Annotated in this window: 16 protein-coding genes, 1 tRNA gene and 1 pseudogene; 8 read left to right on the top strand and 10 right to left on the bottom strand. The window is 54.1% G+C overall.

All coding sequences use genetic code 11. The features are described 5' to 3' along the window. Window positions 1-40: 40 nt before the first annotated feature. The 4 genes from GG681_RS16790 to GG681_RS16805 form a co-directional block, all read right to left on the bottom strand. Entirely contained in the window at window positions 41-1,177 is a 1,137-nt protein-coding gene (locus GG681_RS16790; protein WP_235900048.1) for a flagellar motor switch protein FliG, read from the bottom strand. Between the two features lie 79 nt (window positions 1,178-1,256). Further along, the gene (locus GG681_RS16795) at window positions 1,257-1,790 is read right to left on the bottom strand and encodes a tetratricopeptide repeat protein (RefSeq protein ID WP_153549196.1); all 534 of its coding nucleotides are present in this window, start codon (window positions 1,788-1,790) and stop codon (window positions 1,257-1,259) included. A gap of 190 nt (window positions 1,791-1,980) precedes the next feature. Beyond that, window positions 1,981-3,285, bottom strand: coding sequence for an adenylosuccinate lyase (purB, locus tag GG681_RS16800; protein ID WP_153549197.1), 1,305 nt, complete (start codon window positions 3,283-3,285; stop codon window positions 1,981-1,983). A gap of 142 nt (window positions 3,286-3,427) precedes the next feature. After that, window positions 3,428-4,657 carry a bifunctional alpha/beta hydrolase/OsmC family protein gene (locus GG681_RS16805; protein WP_153549198.1) on the bottom strand — a complete coding sequence of 410 codons (1,230 nt, stop codon included), beginning with the start codon at window positions 4,655-4,657 and terminating at the stop codon, window positions 3,428-3,430. A gap of 96 nt (window positions 4,658-4,753) precedes the next feature. Here GG681_RS16805 and GG681_RS16810 point away from each other — a divergent pair, with 96 nt between their 5' ends. Further along, window positions 4,754-5,302: an NUDIX hydrolase gene (locus GG681_RS16810; RefSeq protein ID WP_153549199.1), complete on the top strand. Its 549-nt coding sequence runs from the start codon at window positions 4,754-4,756 to the stop codon at window positions 5,300-5,302. A 2-nt stretch (window positions 5,303-5,304) separates the two neighbouring features. On the opposite strand, the gene GG681_RS16815 is transcribed toward GG681_RS16810, so the two are convergent. From GG681_RS16815 to GG681_RS16825, 3 genes are all read right to left on the bottom strand, one after another. Further along, window positions 5,305-6,243, bottom strand: coding sequence for a hypothetical protein (locus GG681_RS16815; RefSeq protein ID WP_153549200.1), 939 nt, complete (start codon window positions 6,241-6,243; stop codon window positions 5,305-5,307). 255 nt (window positions 6,244-6,498) lie between these two features. Next, window positions 6,499-7,299 carry a lytic murein transglycosylase gene (locus GG681_RS16820; RefSeq protein WP_153549201.1) on the bottom strand — a complete coding sequence of 267 codons (801 nt, stop codon included), beginning with the start codon at window positions 7,297-7,299 and terminating at the stop codon, window positions 6,499-6,501. Between the two features lie 61 nt (window positions 7,300-7,360). Further along, a complete protein-coding gene (locus GG681_RS16825; protein ID WP_153549202.1) occupies window positions 7,361-8,596 on the bottom strand; it encodes an Hsp70 family protein in 1,236 nt (411 codons plus the stop codon). 185 nt (window positions 8,597-8,781) lie between these two features. On the opposite strand from GG681_RS16825, the gene GG681_RS16830 reads away from it, so the two are divergent. Continuing rightward, window positions 8,782-9,669: a hypothetical protein gene (locus tag GG681_RS16830; protein ID WP_153549203.1), complete on the top strand. Its 888-nt coding sequence runs from the start codon at window positions 8,782-8,784 to the stop codon at window positions 9,667-9,669. A gap of 55 nt (window positions 9,670-9,724) precedes the next feature. Here GG681_RS16830 and glnA read toward each other — a convergent pair whose 3' ends face one another. Both glnA and GG681_RS16840 read right to left on the bottom strand, forming a co-directional pair. Further along, window positions 9,725-11,131, bottom strand: coding sequence for a type I glutamate--ammonia ligase (gene glnA / locus GG681_RS16835; protein ID WP_153549204.1), 1,407 nt, complete (start codon window positions 11,129-11,131; stop codon window positions 9,725-9,727). 36 nt (window positions 11,132-11,167) lie between these two features. Continuing rightward, on the bottom strand, window positions 11,168-11,506 hold the full coding sequence (locus GG681_RS16840) for a P-II family nitrogen regulator (protein WP_153549205.1): 339 nt from the start codon (window positions 11,504-11,506) through the stop codon (window positions 11,168-11,170). A 171-nt stretch (window positions 11,507-11,677) separates the two neighbouring features. Between GG681_RS16840 and GG681_RS16845 the strand changes: the two genes are divergently transcribed. The 5 genes from GG681_RS16845 (at window position 11,678) to GG681_RS18135 (ending at window position 15,781) form a co-directional block, all read left to right on the top strand. Continuing rightward, complete coding sequence (locus GG681_RS16845; RefSeq protein WP_153549206.1) at window positions 11,678-13,426, top strand: NAD(P)H-hydrate dehydratase; 1,749 nt, start codon at window positions 11,678-11,680, stop codon at window positions 13,424-13,426. A 148-nt stretch (window positions 13,427-13,574) separates the two neighbouring features. Beyond that, complete coding sequence (locus tag GG681_RS16850) at window positions 13,575-14,561, top strand: hypothetical protein (RefSeq protein WP_153549207.1); 987 nt, start codon at window positions 13,575-13,577, stop codon at window positions 14,559-14,561. Window positions 14,562-14,644: 83 nt separating this feature from the next. Continuing rightward, window positions 14,645-14,729: transfer RNA gene (locus tag GG681_RS16855), tRNA-Leu, on the top strand. A gap of 395 nt (window positions 14,730-15,124) precedes the next feature. Next, window positions 15,125-15,433 (top strand): DDE-type integrase/transposase/recombinase, encoded by a 309-nt coding sequence (locus GG681_RS17795; RefSeq protein ID WP_214645158.1) that lies wholly within the window; start codon window positions 15,125-15,127, stop codon window positions 15,431-15,433. A gap of 45 nt (window positions 15,434-15,478) precedes the next feature. Then, a complete protein-coding gene (locus GG681_RS18135; protein WP_214645159.1) occupies window positions 15,479-15,781 on the top strand; it encodes an integrase core domain-containing protein in 303 nt (100 codons plus the stop codon). A 27-nt stretch (window positions 15,782-15,808) separates the two neighbouring features. Here the strand turns inward: GG681_RS18135 and GG681_RS18115 are convergent. Then, window positions 15,809-15,982: pseudogene (locus tag GG681_RS18115) on the bottom strand (IS3 family transposase); the annotation flags it as partial. 1,164 nt (window positions 15,983-17,146) lie between these two features. On the opposite strand from GG681_RS18115, the gene GG681_RS16865 reads away from it, so the two are divergent. Next, complete coding sequence (locus GG681_RS16865) at window positions 17,147-17,533, top strand: toxin-activating lysine-acyltransferase (protein WP_153549216.1); 387 nt, start codon at window positions 17,147-17,149, stop codon at window positions 17,531-17,533. Window positions 17,534-17,607 lie beyond the last annotated feature (74 nt).

The following is a 17,607-nucleotide window of genomic DNA, read 5'->3' on the forward strand; positions in this document are numbered from 1 at the left end:
CCCGTATCAAAAGGGGACATACGGGTCGACCTGTTTGGGCTTAGTCTTCGTCTTCTTCGTCGTTTGACTTCAGCTCAATCTCGCCGTTGACCACCATATCACGCAGAGCGTTGACGATGTTTGCCATCGAGGCCTCGCCAACTTTGCGGCGTACTTTGCCTTTTTCGGCCACTTCTTCCCGGATATTTGCGGCCATACGCGACGACATATTGGACAGCATAAAGTCGCTTGAAGCGACGTCTTCTTCCGCGCTGGCAAAGGCAATCGCGGTGACCAAGTCTTGTTGCGGTACCACACGGGTAATCTTGGGAATATCGGTTGGGCTCAGGCGTTCGCCGATCAGAGCAAAAGTATAGAGCGATTTGCGTACATCAGTTGCAAATTCTTGATCTTCCTCATCCAGCGCATCCATCACCTCATCGCGTTTGGCGGCAGGAGACTGGGTCAGGATCGCGCCCACGCGTTGCCCAGGTGTTTCATCAAACGCAAGCTCCGGACGGGCATCCACCTGCGCAGCCAGCGCAAGACCAATGCGATCAACCGTTTCCGGGGTGACTTCGCCGGTCTGGCGCACCGCATAGGTGATCCGCCGTGCAAGCGGGCCAGGCAGGCAGGCGAGCATTTCAGCCGCCTTGCCAGTGTCGAGCATTGACAGCATGACCGCGGCCACTTCGATACTTTCGGCCTGTGCAAGCTCGGCGAGGTCTTCGGCGGGCAGGGTTTTCAAACGCTCCCACGGGTTGCCAAACTGGCGCACCCCTGCCTCTTTGCGCAGGCGGCTGTAGGTGTGACGGCTGATTTTGCCCTCCATCGCGCTGAGCGCGCCAGCCAGACCATTGGGGAACGAAAGCCCCACATTGTCCAGCATATCGGCAAATTCACCTGCAACCGCGTTTAAGGTATCGCGATCCACAAGGCGCATGCGCCCCATCTGTTGGGTTAGTTCCGCCTGCAGGCCCTCCGGCAGGTCTTCAATGGGGATGTCAGCCCCCTCATTGAGCAATAACCGCACGACGATGGCAGCTTTTGCCTTGCCGCTCAGCTCGATACTTTGGCTGGCAGCGGGGGCATCAAATGCCAGTGGTGCAGGGTCGGCTGCCGGGGCGAGGGCGGGGAAATCACCAAAATCATCCCCCATCCCAATCGCAGGAAGCGCCAATGCTGTGTCTTGTTCCATTCTTGAGCCTCAAACCAAAAAGATTCTTCTTCGGTTGCAGGCTCAAGATAGACCACGATCAGTAAAAAAAGCCTTAGCTTCAATAGGTAAAGCTCTGCCCTGTCTCAAGTGCCTGCCGCAACGAAGTTTCCGCCCAGGTTTCCGCCCCACCGCGGGCGCGAATTTCTTTCCATTCTGCAAAAGCTTCGCCCAGACGCCCCTGTTTTATCAGAGCCTGACCATAGTAGGAGCGGGCCAAAAGGTTATTGGGATCAAGCTTTAGCGCTTTTTCATAATACGCATGAGCAATCGCATCATTGCCAAGCTTGCGGTGGGTGAAACCCCAATAGGTCAACACCCGGCCTTCGTTTTGATCTTGCATGGCCGACAGCACAGCCTGTGCATCCGCATTGCGCCCGGCATAGGCCAGCGCGCGGGCGTCATCAAACAGCTGATCGTCATTCAGCGAAGATTGTTTGGGTTTTACGCAGCGTTTGGTCTCAGGGTCATAAACCCGCTTGCCCCAACATTTTTTCACCGTGTCGGTGGGTTTGGGTGGGTTGAAATCATCGCCGCCAGCCGCAAAGGCAAGACCTGGAATAATCATCATTGCTAGAACAAAAAGAGGGCGCATATTAAATCTCCTTGGCAGGGCTGCCGTTGGTGCACATTAAATATGATACGAAACAATCTTGGCAATTATTCCCTGCACTCGCGCATATGTGATCTTGCGGAGAATATGCAGGGCGCGCGCGTGGCACAGGGGCGCAATAAAAAAGCCCCGTCCGGATGAACGGGGCTTCGTTTGTTTACATGGCGTGGGATCAGTCACCAAAGACACGTTTGAAAATCGTGTCTACGTGTTTGGTGTGATATTCCATGTCGAATTTTGCCCGGATGCCGTCTTCGCCTAGGGCAGCAACCACTTCGGCATCGCCCAGAAGCAGCTCTTGGAAGTCAACGCGCTCTTCCCAGACTTTCAGCGCGTTGCGCTGCACCATCGCATAGGCGTCTTCGCGGCTTACGCCCGCTTGGGTCAGCGCCAGCAGAACCCGCTGCGACATCACCAGACCCGGGAATTTGTTCATGTTGTCCAACATGTTTTCCGGGAAGATCAGCATCTTGTCGACCACACCGGCCAGACGGTTCAGCGCAAAGTTCAGCGTTACAGTTGCGTCCGGGCCAATGCCGCGCTCAACGGAGGAGTGGGAAATGTCACGCTCATGCCAGAGAGCAACGTTTTCCATCGCGGGCACCACGGTCATACGTACAAGACGCGCAAGACCGGTGAGGTTTTCGGTCAGAACCGGGTTTTTCTTGTGCGGCATCGCCGAGGAGCCTTTTTGCCCCATCGAGAAGAATTCCGCACCTTCCAGCACTTCGGTGCGCTGCATGTGGCGGATTTCGATTGCGATGTTTTCGATTGAGGATGCAATCACACCCAGAACCGCAAAGAACATTGCGTGACGGTCGCGGGGGATCACCTGGGTTGAGATCGGCTCAGGCTTCAGGCCCAGCTTTTCACACACATGCTCTTCGACGCGCGGATCAATGTTTGCAAAGGTGCCAACCGCGCCAGAGATTGCGCCGGTTGCGATCTCTTCACGTGCTTGAGCCAGGCGGGCTTTGTTGCGATCCATTTCCGCGTAAAAACGCGCAAATGTCAGACCCATGGTGGTGGGTTCCGCGTGGATACCGTGGGAGCGGCCAACACGGACAGTGTTTTTATGCTCCAACGCGCGTTTTTTCAGTGCGGCCAGAACCTTGTCCATATCCGCCAGCAAAATGTCAGCGGCGCGGGCCAGCTGTACGTTCAGGCAGGTGTCGAGAACATCTGACGAGGTCATGCCCTGGTGTACAAAGCGCGCTTCTTCTGATCCGACGTGCTCCGCCAGATGGGTCAAGAATGCGATGACGTCATGTTTGGTCACGGCTTCGATTTCATCGATGCGCGCGACATCAAATTCAACGTCCTTGGCTTTCCAGACCGCGTCCGCGTTTTCCTGTGGGATCACACCCAGTTCGGCCTGAGCATCGCAGGCATGCGCCTCGATTTCATACCAGATTTTGAACTTGGTGGCTGGTTCCCAGATGTCGGTCATCTCTTTGCGGGCATAGCGGGGGATCATGAGCGAAGGCACCTCTATAAGAATGTGGCAGCAGATGCGCGCGGTTTAGTCGAGCTGGGCCAAAACAGCAAGAGCGGCCCGCTCTGGGGCCGCTCTTACTGTCAAAAACACCACAAAAGAGTTTCAAACACATCTTTAAGCGCTACATGGGCGCGTGTTGTACCTCAAGTCGGGTGACAACCTTTGCACCGCTTTCCAATGTGCGGTGCACTGGGCATTTATCCGCGATTTCCAGCAGGCGCTGGCGCTGCTCGTCACTAAGATCGCCACACAGCTGAATCACCCGGGTGAACTGGTCGATCTTTGCAGGCGCGCCGGGGGCTGCGTCCTGGGCGTGCACCTTGTCGTGGCAAACATCGACGCTGATACTGTCCAATGGCCATTCTTTGCGGCGGGCATACATGCGGATGGTCATCGACGTGCAGGCGCCAAGCCCCGCGGCAATGAAGCCATAAGGCGACATGCCGCGATTGGTGCCGCCATAGGCTTTGGGTTCATCGGCAAGCATATGATGATGCGGACCAGACTGGATGTCTTGCAAAAACCCTTCGGGGTCGGCCTCGCTCACGCGTAACACACCTTCGGGCGCGCCGGGCGGCGGGGCAGGTGGGGCCAGATCCACATATCGCCCAGCCCAGGCTGCGATAACCTCGGCGGCATATTCCGCATCGCGGGCGCGTGAAATCAAATGGTCCGCCTGATCAAGCGTGACAAAGCTTTTGGGGTGTTTTGCCGCGCCAAAGATTGCAGAGGCGTTTTCAATGCCCACGGTTGCATCTGTGGGCGCATGCATCACCAGCAATGCGGCGCGTAGATCAGAAATCGCCAGCTCCAGTTCCGCCGATTTGATATCATCGACAAAGCCCTTTCCGATGACAAAGGGACGCCCCCCAAGGCAGACCTCAGCCGCGCCCTCAGCTTCAATCTTTGGCAGCGCCGTTTCAAAATGATGGGTCACATGTGCCGGGTCCGATGGCGCCCCCAGCGTGACCACACCTTTGACCGAGGGAATACCGGCCCGCGCGCGCAAAACCGCAGCACCGCCAAGCGAGTGACCGATCAGGATTTGCGGCGCAAGATCGCGGCCAGAAAGATACTGCGCGGCGGCAATCAGATCCTGCACGTTTGAGGAAAAGTCTGTGTTTTCAAACTCTCCCTCAGAGTGGCCAAGACCGGTGAAATCAAACCGCAGCACAGCAATTCCCATCCCCGCCAGGCGCGCAGCGATGCGGCGGGCGGCGGGGATATCCTTGGAGCAGGTGAAGCAATGGGCAAACAGAGCTGTTGCCAAAACAGGCCCGTCCGGCAAATCCAGACGCGCGGCAAGTTGGGTTCCGGCATGGCCGGCAAAGGTGATGCGTTCAGTGGGCATATATCATGGCTTTTGTGGCTGTTGGATAATATCGTGGGGCCTGCGAAACGCTACGACAAGAGCGGCGATGCCAAGGTCACACAGAGGTGAAGGAAGATGAGCCAATTGCAACTAACGGGCGTGGGTTATTACAAGCCTGTCACGGCGCGCGAGGTGGACACCTGGAATAAGCTTTGCCATTTTCACGCTGAGGAGCCTTTGGCATTTGGTCGCGATTCCCGAACCGGACATATTACGGCCTCGGCTTTTATCCTATCGCCGGATTTCAACAACGTCCTGCTGACCCATCACCGCAAGCTTGATCGATGGTTGCAACTGGGCGGGCATTGCGACGGGATTGCGGATGTGCCGTTTGTCGCGCTCAAGGAAGCCTATGAAGAAAGCGGCCTCAGCCGGATCGAACCCTTGCGCGATCGCATCTTTGATGTGGATATTCACGAGATCCCCGCCCATGGCGCAGAGCAGACGCATCTGCACTATGATGTGCGCTATCTTTATCGCGCAGCTGAGGGGGAGTTTAAAGTCAGTGACGAATCCCATGATCTTGCATGGGTGCCTTTAACGCAGCTGGAAGAGTATACCGATGCTGCCTCGGTGTTGGTCGTGCGCGACAAGCTTGCAGCCTATATGAACAGCGCCGCCTGATTTCAGTTCGGCAGATCCAGCAAGGCAATCGCTGCGCGCACCATACCGGCACTATCAAGATAGAGCACAGTTGCCATCATCAGCAGCAAATGTGCTCCATAGCGCAAATCATTGGTACGCAGAAAACGCATGGCTCCTGTTGCAGCTTTGAGCGGAACAGAAGCCCAGGTGTTTGCACGCTGTTTCAGCGATGTTTTTTCTGCAAAACTCCATTCAGATTTGATTTCCACATCAACGACTTGATCAGCCATCAGAATTTCATCGCAGTGATGTTCCAGCATTTCTATGGTTGCATCCACCGGAGCAAAGACATCGCGGCCTCGCGGGCGCAGAATGTCGCTGCTCTGATTGGTTTCATCATGTGCAACAGTGCGCGCGGGCATCGGGTTTGGTTGCTCAACCTCTTCGGCATGAAGAATTTCAAGCGCGGGTAGATCTGCATCTTCCTCGGTTTGAATAAAAGGAATCTCTACGTAAATCTGCGGGACTTCGGCCTCGGAGGAGGTTTCGAAGGCATCAACATCAAGCGGATCAAACACGCTCAGAAATTGGTCACGGGTCAGAATATGGGGGGTATCCAGCCACTGAACCGAAATCGCATCCAGATCGATCACCAAATCGCGCAAAACGGCAGCCAACAGCATCTCGCAAAGGTGGTGATCAAAAACATCCGGATACAGTGAAGTAATACGCACATCCAGGGTATCGCCCTGCAATTGTTGCGCTTTCCAGCCGCGCTTCATCTGTGGGCGCAATCGTATTTCAACGGAGAAATGATCAAGATCCAGTGCAAATCCAGCGCTACAGCGAGCACCAAAGGAAAAGACCTCATGCCCGTGCTCTTCAAAGGTTTTGATCACTGCAGATGCCGCGAAAGCAAGTGCGTCTTTTGCCGTGCCCTCAAAGCCCAGCTTTCCTTTGTAAAGTTCAGACGTTCCCATGATCAGCTTTCTCCCTGTTGGCGGTGCCGATGGAAGAAAGATAAAATTTGAAAAAGCGGAAATTACGGCGGTAAATTAGGTTTTTTGATTATGATTTTATATACAAGTCCTGAAATGAGGCATTATTAAAGTTATTTTTATTCAAATACTTACGATGTTTTGTTGCAGTTTGATGTAGGGAATGTGGCCAAAGCTTGGCCGCAGCTCAACACATTTCCGCCCAAGCTTGTTTGTTACTGCGCGCAAAAGCCGAGTTTATCGGTCAATTTTCGGCCCCATTACCGAGAGTGCTTGCTGATAGACGGTGGCTGCGTTCCAGGATTGTAAGATTTTGTAATTTGGCTCACCTGGTTGATAGCCTTTGCCGGGGCGCCAACCTTTTTTGCGCAAGTAATGCGCGGTAGAGGCAAGTGCGTCGTAAAAATTGTAGAAATCAACCCGACCGTCGCCATCGCCATCCACCCCATAGCGCAGCGCATTGCCCGGCAGGAATTGGGTATGGCCAAGCTCTCCGTGTTTTGCACCTTTGGTCCGACCAGAAATCGCACCTTGGTCCACCAGCTTCAGCGCGCCAAGCGCGTGGGGTTCAAAAAACGCAGAACGGCGGCAATCATAGGTCAGCGTGACAATGGCGGAAACAACTTCGCTGTCGCCCATAAAGTTGCCAAATGCGGTTTCCATTCCGTGAATGGCAATCAAGATACCAGCAGGCACGCCGTATTGGCGCTCTAGGTTTTGATAAAAACTCAGATGGCGCGCTTTTTGTTTGCGCCCCTGGGCGATGATTGTGTTTGCCCCGCGCAGCTCCATGAAACGCTGCAATGAATAGCGAAAACTTTTCTGATTGCGGTCTGCTGCGATCGTGCGCGTCGCGTATCTGGCCTGAGCCAGCGCATCAAGGCCACGCGCGCCAACACCTGCGCGCCGGGCGCTTTGTGCGAACTCGCGCTTCCAGGCATCAAACCCCGCGGCCGTGTTGCCGCAGCTTGCCCCATAGGCGGGGGTGGTTGCCAAGGCACCAACAATTGCGACCGCTCTTAAGATCTTCCACCCCATTGCGTCCCCTCCAGCTGGTTTAATTCCAGTGTGACGCAATTTTTGAAAATCTCAAACCCCTTCAGCCAAAGGCCGCCTGTGCCGAAAGCGCCAAACCATCCGCCACAGCGGTCATTGCGTTTTGGGTTTCGACCTCTGCGTCGGGGCAAAGCGCCTGAAGGCTCTGCTGCACAGCCCCCAAAAGCGACGAGCCCCCCACCAGCACCAGCCGGTTCACAGCAGCCGGGTCGATTTCCGCCTGCGCAAGGGTTTCGCGGGCGCAGGCCTGAATGCTGGCAACCGGCGGTGCCAGACAGTGCTGCATATCCTCAAGCGGGGCGGACAATCCGCGCTCCAGCACCTTCAGATCGATGCGCGCGTCCTGTTGGCTGTTGGCCTGAATTTTCCCGGCTTCGGTTGCAAAGGCGAGCTCATGGCCCGTTTCATCTTCAAGCGTGGCTACAAGGCGCGCCAGTTTGTCGGGCTCCACCGCATGTTGCAGCAGATCTTCCGCCTTGCGGCGGGTCTCGCGGGTGTAAAGAAAAGGGATCATCTGCCAGGTCGCCAGATCATTGAACAGCCGCTGCGGCGCGGGCAGGGTGCCGCCACCCATGCTGTTGCGGATCTCGCTGCCACGTCCAAGCAAGGGCATCACGTGATCAAGACTGATCTGGCGATCAAAATCGGTGCCGCCCAAACGCACACCGTGGCTGGCAAGGATACGCGGCGCGCATCCGTCTTCTTGCACAAAGGCAGTAAAGTCAGATGTACCACCGCCAATATCCACCACCAGACCAACGCCGGCTTTCGGCGGTGACGCCCGAAGCGCGGCCTCTGGCTCATACATAAAGGTCACATCTTCAAAGCCTGCTTCCAGATAGCAGGCGCGCAGATCTTTTTCGGCCTGTGCATCCCGCGCGGGGTCCGCGCTGTGAAAATGCACGGGACGCCCCGACAGCGCATGGGTGAACGTCATCCGGGTCTGCGCTTCGGCGCGTGTTTTCAGCTCTGCAAGAAACCGCGCGATAATGGTTGAAAAAGCCAGCCGTTCTCCACCCAGGCGGCGCTGCTCATGCAAAAGCGGTGTGCCCAGCAGGCTTTTGAGAGCACGCATAAACCGGCCTTCATCGCCCTGGATCAGGCCACGTGTTGCGCTGCGGCCAATGCGCATGCGCGCGGGCGAGACTTCAAAAAACACAGCGGTCGGCAGGGTGGTCTCTCCAGGTTCCAGCTCAATCAGCCAGGGGCGATCTGCGGCGGCAATACCGGCCGCCGTATTGGAGGTTCCAAAATCAATACCAAGCGTAGCCTGCGCCATCTGTGCAACCTCCAATCAAAATAGGGAAGCGCGCTGGCTAAAGGGTGCAGAGGCCATGCGCAAGGGGAAACAGTGGAGTTTTACAAAACTATCATTGTGTTTTGGTGATATGCTAGCTTTGTAATTGGTGACGTTTTTATTCCAGCTTTGTCCGAAAAGAATTTGTGGTCAAAAGGAAGCGTGAATTGGAAAAGACACTACAAGGGGCTGCAGATGAATTTAGGAGGCATCTAAAGGCATTTTACATGTCGAAGGCGGATCACCGAACGCTTGATGATATGACATTGGACGAATTGGTTTTTGCAGCCTGTGTGCTCGATGACCGATCCATCCATGTGCACCCAAGAAGGGTTTTTCTCTCTCAGGAGCTAACTGCACGGCAGCTAAACGCAGAAACTAGTGATCAACTAAAAAAGATCATTGATGACTGTGAAGCAGGGAAAAGCCTCAATCCTCTGCTCAACGATTTGCCCAAACTCAGAGCAGATCGCGCCGAAGACCAGTTGAATAAGGTGAGCGATCAATTGCTTGTGCAACACGGCATTCACCATCTGCACCTTCGCCGAAAGAGAAGCAATGATCTGCTTTTTGCATGCTTCGCGCGAGAGGCTGCCTTCTTCATTGATGTCACGCGGCACGATTTTTCGCCACAAAGATACTTGGATATAGTTCTTAGGGATTGCCCGCGGATCGCCGGATATGAAGAGGTAAGGGGCAATCACATTGTGTCCTGTGCGCCGAGAGAATCTGATCTGAAGGCCTCTCTATATCAGGTTCCAATTGGTTATATTATTGAAAGTAATGGAAAGTTTTATACCCAGGTTGGCCGTGGTGGTAGCTCGTTTGGAACTTCTGTAAATGCACGACGTAGGGCTTATGAAGTCTTGCGGTACTGTGAAGATATAGCTGCGTTCAACGCCAACGATGCCGAGCATGCGTTTACATTCAGCATCCAAGAGATCCTTACCAAGGGACGGGTCTATTTGGTTGGGATCGACGATCACGGGAGATTGGCCAGCTTTGATCCTAAAAGCGGAACACTTTACCCCAGTGGGTTCGAATTCACGATCTGAATGCAAAACAGGCGCCACATGGGCGCCTGTCTCGTAAGTGTAATCCAGTGATGGATTAGCAGCTGTAGTACATGCCGAACTCAACCGGGTGCGGTGTGTGCTCGAACAGTTCAACTTCTTCCATCTTGAGCTCAATGTAGCCCTCGATCTGGTCTTTGGTGAACACGTCGCCCTGCAGCAGGAAGTCGTGGTCTGCCGCCAGGCAATCCAGTGCTTCGCGCAAGGAACCACAAACAGTTGGGATGCCAGCCAGCTCTTCTGCGGGCAGGTCATAGAGGTTCTTGTCCATGGCTTCGCCCGGATCGATCTTGTTCTTGATGCCGTCGATACCGGCCATCAGCAGCGCTGCAAAGCACAGGTAGGGGTTTGCAGACGGATCGGGGAAACGTGCTTCTACGCGCTTTGCTTTCGGGCTTTCGGTCCATGGGATACGAACACAGCCAGAACGGTTACGAGCAGAGTAGGCACGCAGAACAGGTGCTTCGAAACCCGGGATCAGACGCTTGTAAGAGTTGGTCGACGGGTTGGTGAAGGCGTTCAAGGTCTTCGCGTGCTTGAGGATACCACCGATGAAATACAGTGCTTCCTGCGACAGATCCGCGTATTTGTCACCAGCAAAGAGCGGCTTGCCCTCTTTCCAGATCGACATGTTCACGTGCATGCCGGTGCCGTTGTCGCCGTAGATCGGCTTGGGCATGAAGGTTGCGGATTTACCGTATGCATCTGCCACATTGTGGATGATGTATTTGTATTTCTGCAGCTCGTCGGCCTGTTTGGTCAGGCTGTCAAAGATCAGGCCCAGCTCGTGCTGACAGGACGCAACCTCGTGGTGGTGCTTGTCAACTTTCATGCCGATGCGCTTCATGGTGGAGAGCATCTCGGAGCGCAGGTCTTGCGCTTCGTCGATGGGGTTCACCGGGAAGTAGCCGCCTTTAATGCCAGGACGGTGACCTTTGTTGCCCATCTCGTATTCAGTGTCGGTGTTCCAGGACGCATCAGTCGCGTCAACTTCGTAGGACACTTTGTTGATGGAGTTGGAGTAACGCACATCGTCAAACAGGAAGAATTCTGCTTCCGGGCCCATGTATGCTGCGTCACCCACGCCTGAAGATTTCAGGTAGGCTTCTGCTTTCTGGGCGGTGCCGCGCGGATCACGTGCATAGGCTTCGCCAGTGTCGGGCTCAACGATGGAGCAGTGAATGCAGAGTGTTTTTTCCGCATAGAAGGGATCAACGTAGACAGAATCCAGATCTGGGATCAGTTTCATGTCTGAATCTTCGATGGATTTCCAACCTTCGATGGAAGACCCATCAAACATGAAGCCCTCGTCGAGGAAGTCTTCGTCAACCATGTCCACGTCAACGGTGACGTGCTGAAGCTTGCCGCGAACGTCCGTAAAACGGATATCCACATAGGCCGCTTCTTCCTCCTTGATCAGCTTCAGAACTGCTTCTGCGCTCATTCCCTCATTCCCTTCCAATAGTGTATCTGGATGTGATTACAGTGCGTCCGAACCGGTCTCACCGGTACGGATGCGAATGGCTTGTTCAACCGAGCTGACAAAGATTTTGCCATCCCCGATCTTGTTGGTTTTTGCAGCGTCTACGATGGCCTCGACGGCGGCATCTGCCTGATCATCGTCGAGCACAACCTCAACTTTGACCTTGGGCAGGAAATCCACCACATATTCGGCACCACGATAGAGTTCGGTGTGACCTTTTTGGCGTCCAAAGCCTTTGACCTCAATCACCGAAAGCCCCTGAACACCTACGTCTTGAAGGGCCTCTTTGACCTCATCCAATTTGAACGGTTTGATGATGGCTTCGATTTTTTTCATGGGTCGGCGCTCCTCTAAACCTTGTTGATGTTTCTCAGATCATTTCTAGTAGGAGACGACAATGCGCAGTTACTGCAATATTGAATTTTCCGCGGTGGTGCGGTGTTTAAGTGATTAAAAATTGAACACTATGATTAAAAATAGTGCAGTTTGTGAACTCTGGGTGCTGAAATGGTGGAACTTCTGACCGCCGCACAGATGCGGATGATCGAAAAAGCGGCAATTGACAGCGGTGAGGTCACAGGCCTTGAGCTGATGGAACGCGCAGGCGGTGGCGTGGTTGAGGCAATCTATGAAGAATGGCCCGAGTTTGCGCCCGCTGAGCGGGGGGCAGCCCCTAGTTCTAATATCAAGCGGGGGCCAGCCCCCGCGCCCCCGGAGTATTTGAAAAAAGGTGAAGAGGCACCGCGCCGGGCGGTGGTTTTATGCGGGCCGGGCAATAATGGCGGTGATGGCTTTGTGGTGGCACGGCTGCTGCACCGGGATGGCTGGGTGGTTGAGGTGTTTCTCTATGGTGACCCTGATAAGCTGCCACCGGATGCGCGGACAAACTATGAGCGGTGGTGTGAGATTGGGCGTGTCTCATCGCTTAAGACGTTCCTGCTTCGAGAGGGTTGGGGGTGTGATCTGTTGATCGACGGGCTGTTTGGAACGGGATTTAGAAGACCGGTTCCAGAACTTGGTGAGTTGTTTTGGAACATGGAAGACATGGTGGATTGTTTCACCGTGTCTCCTGGCCATCCAATAGGTCGTCCAGCAATTGTTTCCATCGATTTGCCCAGCGGTCTCTGTTCCGATAGTGGAAAGGAGCTGATGCACGGGGATCACTGGAATCGATTTGCCGCGTCTGCTCATTTAACCGTTACCTTTCATCGCCCCAAGGTTGGTCACTATCTGAGCGACAGGGCAGCGCAAGCAGGTAGGTTGCGTATTGCGGATATTGGTTTGGAAGAGGCCCAAAAGGCGCTGGATTGGGTTTCTCTTTTGTCGGCCGTTTCAGACGATGAAAATGAACACCTGCCTACGTGGCGACTGGCAAAGACTATTATGGTTCGAAGGGTCGAAGCGACTCATCCTAATTGGCTGTCAAAGGGAAGTGATGACCACAAATTTTCCCACGGCCATGCGCTGATCCTCACCGGCGGCGCTGGCAAAACCGGGGCGGCGCGGCTGGCGGCGCGGGGGGCGTTGCGTATTGGGGCAGGGCTGGTGACGCTTGGTGTGCCGCAGGATGCCAGGCTGGAAGTGGCGAGCCAGATTACCGCGCTGATGATGTGTGATGTGGAAACAGAACAGGATCTCTCTGACGTTTTGATGGATACGCGCATTAACGCGCTTTGTCTGGGGCCGGGGCTCGGGATGGACCGTGCGCGTGCCCTGGTGCCGCTGGCGCTGACAGACCCGGATCGCCATGTGGTGCTGGATGCGGATGCGCTTTCGGGTTTTGCCGAAAACCCGGACGCCCTGTTTGCACTGCTACATGAAAACTGCGTGCTGACGCCGCATGGCGGCGAATTTGCCCGCCTTTTTCCCGATATTGCCGAAAAACTGAACGCGCTGCCTGCATCCGGGCCTGCCTTTTCCAAGGTGGATGCCACCCGCGCCGCCGCCAAACGGGCAGGGTGCACCGTGCTGTTCAAAGGCCCCGACACCGTAATAGCAACGCCTGATGGAAGCTGCGCCATCAATGCCGCGCTCTATGAACGCGCTGCGCCCTGGCTGGCGACGGCTGGGTCGGGCGATGTGCTGGCTGGGTTTATCACCGGCCTGTTGGCGCGTGGGATGTCGCCGCAATCGGCGGCGGAAACTGCGGCCTGGCTGCATGTGGAATGTGCTCGCACATTTGGCCCTGGCCTAATTGCCGAAGATCTGTCAGAGCAGTTGCCCATAGTGTTCAGCCAATTGATTGACCAAAAATAATGGGCGGTTGTAGCGTTTGATTGATGTGTCATGATATTATGATCACTGTGGACTAACCTTTTGAGTGCGATCCGGCACGACAGTTTAGTGATAGGTCTATTTTATGGCATTTTGTTTCTTATCTCCGGGCACCTTTACGGGGGGACCCATGGCACTGCATCAGGCGGCTGCGGATCTCAACGTGCTGGGGGGCGAGGCCAGCGTGATGTATATCACCGACCGAGAGATCGGGGCGGGGCGGCAGGCGTTTTCCCGTTATGGCGACCAGATCTATATGCGCGCGGGCTTGCGCCAGTCTCGACCTGAAAGCGCGCTCAAGATGTTTGATGTGCCGCGGCGCAATTCAGCGCCATATGACAGCCATTTTATCCTGCCTGAACTTTGGCCAGATATGGCGGCTGCATTGATCAATCACGGCTGTCCGAATGTCTATCTTTGGTGGCTCAGCGTCGATAATTTCCCGCTGACGTTTTTTAATCAGCTCGCCAATCAGCAGCTGATCCGGCAATGCCACAACCTGTGCCAATCCGCCTATGCCGCTGATTTTCTGCGCCAAAATGGGGCGACACAGGTTTCTATGCTGTCGGATTACATCGATCTGAAACCAAAAGAGCCGGAGCTGCCTTTTGCGGCGCGCGATATTGATATCACCTACCTTCCAGCCAAAGCGCGTGGTGCCGAGCCACAGGTTGCCCGACTGAGCGAAATCTATAAGGTGGTCGCGATTGAGAATATGTCGCGTGATCAGGTGCTTGATACGCTCAGCCGTAGCAAAACCTTTATCGATTTTGGTCATCACCCCGGCAAAGATCGGGTGCCGCGCGAAGCTGCGCTCTGTGGTGCGATTCCGCTTGTGCGCCATGTGGGGGCCGCGCGCTATACGCAGGATGTGCCGTTGCCAAAGGCGCTGCTTTTGCCAACCGAGGTGTTTTTCCAGGAAGAGATGCTTTTGACCCGAATCAAAGCCGTATTGGAAGCTCCAGAGCGGTTTACGGATGATCTTGATCGCTACCGCGCGCAGATCATGCAGCAAAAATCGGTGTTTGAAGCAGAGCTCAGCGCGTTGTTGCAACGCAAGGATCCGCCCGTGCCAGCGTCGCAGCCCAAACAGGTTTTGCCGCTCCCAGCAGAATAATGCCTGAGCTGCATTTTTCGCTCGCATCTGCCGTGGCCGTTTGCTAGAGAGCGCAAACGGCACGCATTTGCAGTGCCAAATGTGCGGGTGTGGCGGAATTGGTAGACGCACCAGATTTAGGTTCTGGCGCCGCAAGGTGTGGGAGTTCGAGTCTCCCCACCCGCACCATCTCTAAAATTACCCTGTGAATCCATGCCTAAGGACTTGAAAGGCAACGATATTTCGGGAGTTCTGGCGCCTTCGTTTCGGTGATTGGAAAAGGGCGATGTAAACGCCAATCTCAACAACAATCTACGCGATGTGATTTTGCCGCTTTCCCATAGTTTCCAAGGGTTTGACAGGAAGCTCAGGGAGAGTTCTAGTGCCTCTTCCAGCCTCACTTGTGGAGGGCGTTGGAAATTGAGCTTATCCTGCAATCTGATCTTGGATTTTTCCAAGTTCGCGATCTTGTCTTCATATGCTCCTAAAACAGTGTCTTTGGTTGCAGACATGATCCGAGCCAAGGGTGATTCAATCTGTTTCTCAACCTCAGTGATTTGGCGCTTCGGCTACCGGACCGTCGCATGCCTTCTGGCTTCAACAAAAATACGGTGCAGCGGATATTCCAATTGACAGGCTGGCGGGTTCGGAAGTGGACGACGGGTGCTCGCTCTCGCATCCAAGCCCTACAATCAGTCGCGCAGGGACCCAATGAACGTTGGGCCACTGACCTTGTACGTGTATGGGGTGGCAAGGACGGCTGGTGTACAATTGCCTTGGTTATGGACTGTCACACCCGCGAACTGCTTGGATGGCATCTATCTCGATCCGGAAAGGCGATCACTGCCGCATCGGCCCTTGAGCATGCTCTCATCGCGCGCTTTGGACGTTAGGAAAAGTAGAGGTGCCATTTCTTCTGCGCAATGATTTGCCAATGGATGCGCCACTGGTTCGAGCACCATTGGCGACGGGTTGGTTTTACATCTCGCAAGTACGCGGCTCTGGTCAAAAATTATGGTCTCCAGCAGGAGTTCATTACCCAACACCGCCCACAGCAGAACGGCATGATGGAACGATTGATCCGGTCGCTGAAAGAGCAATGTGTACATCGACAGCGATTTGAGAGCCTTGCACACGCCAGCCGTGCGATGGGAGACTGGATACGGTTTTACGACAACCGCCGACCTCATCAGGCCCTTGCCATGCGCACGCCTGTCCAGGCAATTAAATTAGCAGCTTAACCTGAGCAGACCCCGCTGGGTCGATACATCATGGCTGTAATCATCCACGACGGCCAGAACGCGGGAGCGACGACCGTCTGGCAGCGCATCCGATACAAAATTTAAGCTCCGCCGCTGATTAGGGCCAACTATTGGCTTCCTTGTGCCCAAATCGCGCTTCCTGCCGCTTCTGCGGCGGACCTGCAGCTTCTCTTCATAGAAGGATGCACCTCACTTTTTTGAATTAATGTCTCGGAGTATGGCGTGGTCGAGTATCTGTTCGGCCTACGGCTTCTCTAGCTTGCCGTTCTCGTCCTTCAAAGCTCGCAATCGCTTCGCGTCAGAGGGCTACATCCCACCATACTTTGATTAGTATTTGTAGAATGTCGCTTAGCATGATCCCATGCCGTCGACATACGTCTACGGTCATCTCTCCAGCTTCCTGTCCACTATTATGATCTGTTCGTCTGTGAATTGTGCCTGCATTTGTCCGTCCTTTTGTTGGGCGGACTCTGTGCAAATCTGGAGGAGTTTTTGGGGCTCAGGTCACGAGATTTTAAATCTGCGCCATTAGCTTGCATGTATCGCATTCTCCGCAGGGTTTCGGTCCACCGATTGTCGTGACCGGGCGTCTGCAAGTCCAGCAAAGTCCACTTAGTGATTTACCTAAGTAATCTATCAATTCTGCTTTTGGTCTTATTTTAGGTCTCAAGTATTTCGGTGGGAGATTAGGGTAACACGAAGCAGAAACTGCTGCTAGAATGTAGTGCAACCTGCTTAGAGAAGTCTCGTGGGCTTGAGGGGGGCGGGAATTTAGGTCGTTCTGAAGGTCGAATTCTTCCTGGTTGATGCCTAGCGACCAGTAGTCGGGCATTTTTCCATGTATTAGATAGTGGTTTGATGAAGCTATACCTGCTTCTGCTGCTATGGTTAGTACGTCAAACCCAAAGGCTCTTAGGTTGCCGCGATCGATGCTGCTCTCAGTGTAGTGAAAATCCCTAAAATTCCGGCGACAAAAGTTAACGACATTGTTGCAGGCTACCGCTTCAGCCTCGTGGCGACCCTCGGCATTGATCATATGAACATGGTGAGCGACGATCGTGTCGTTTGTCTCGCGAAGAGCGTGGGCCAGTGCATGTGTGCTATCAATCCCACCCGAGATCATGATTAGTCGCGTATACGTGTTGTTCGTTTCGTTCTTTACTTGCATATATTGTGGGTCTTTCTTGCGGAGCTGCCCGTCTGCAGTAATGCACTCCTGGGTGGAGTTCACAATGATGTTAGGTTGAAGTCTTGCACACTTAGAGCAATCTACACTTGTAATTTGCATAAAAGTGAATGTATGTGAAGGGGTCATGTCCATCTATCCAAGAGTTTAATTTGACAATGAAAGCCCGCGAAGACGATGTGCCGGTGGATGTACCGGACGCTAGGACATTTGGTTCAACTCTTGGTAATGCTGTTTGGCTAATGTCTCTGGATAACGCCTTTCGAGATCTGCCTCTGAGCTGTTTGGAGGCGCGCGTCTCCACACCTATTTTACTTCGACACTTTAAGTTGTATTCGAAAGAGGGGCAGCCTGTCGCTTTTCTTACCTGGGCGAGTGTTTCCGATTATGTGAGAGATAGGATTGAGGCGGGCGGCCAAGGGCTTTCGTTGGATGAATGGCGTTCTGGGCAGAATATCGTAGTTGTGGATGTCGTGAGTCCATTTAATCCTAGGAATGTTATCGAAGAAAAGTTCTGGCAAGGTGTAAAATCATCGCAAGAGTGACTTGCGTAGGTGTCGCTGCCTTGTATTGGTTTGCTTTAATTTGTTAGAGTCTGATTTTTTGGTTCTATATCACA

Origin of the sequence: Tritonibacter aquimaris, assembly GCF_009617595.1 — a bacterium.
Lineage (GTDB): Bacteria > Pseudomonadota > Alphaproteobacteria > Rhodobacterales > Rhodobacteraceae > Epibacterium > Epibacterium aquimaris.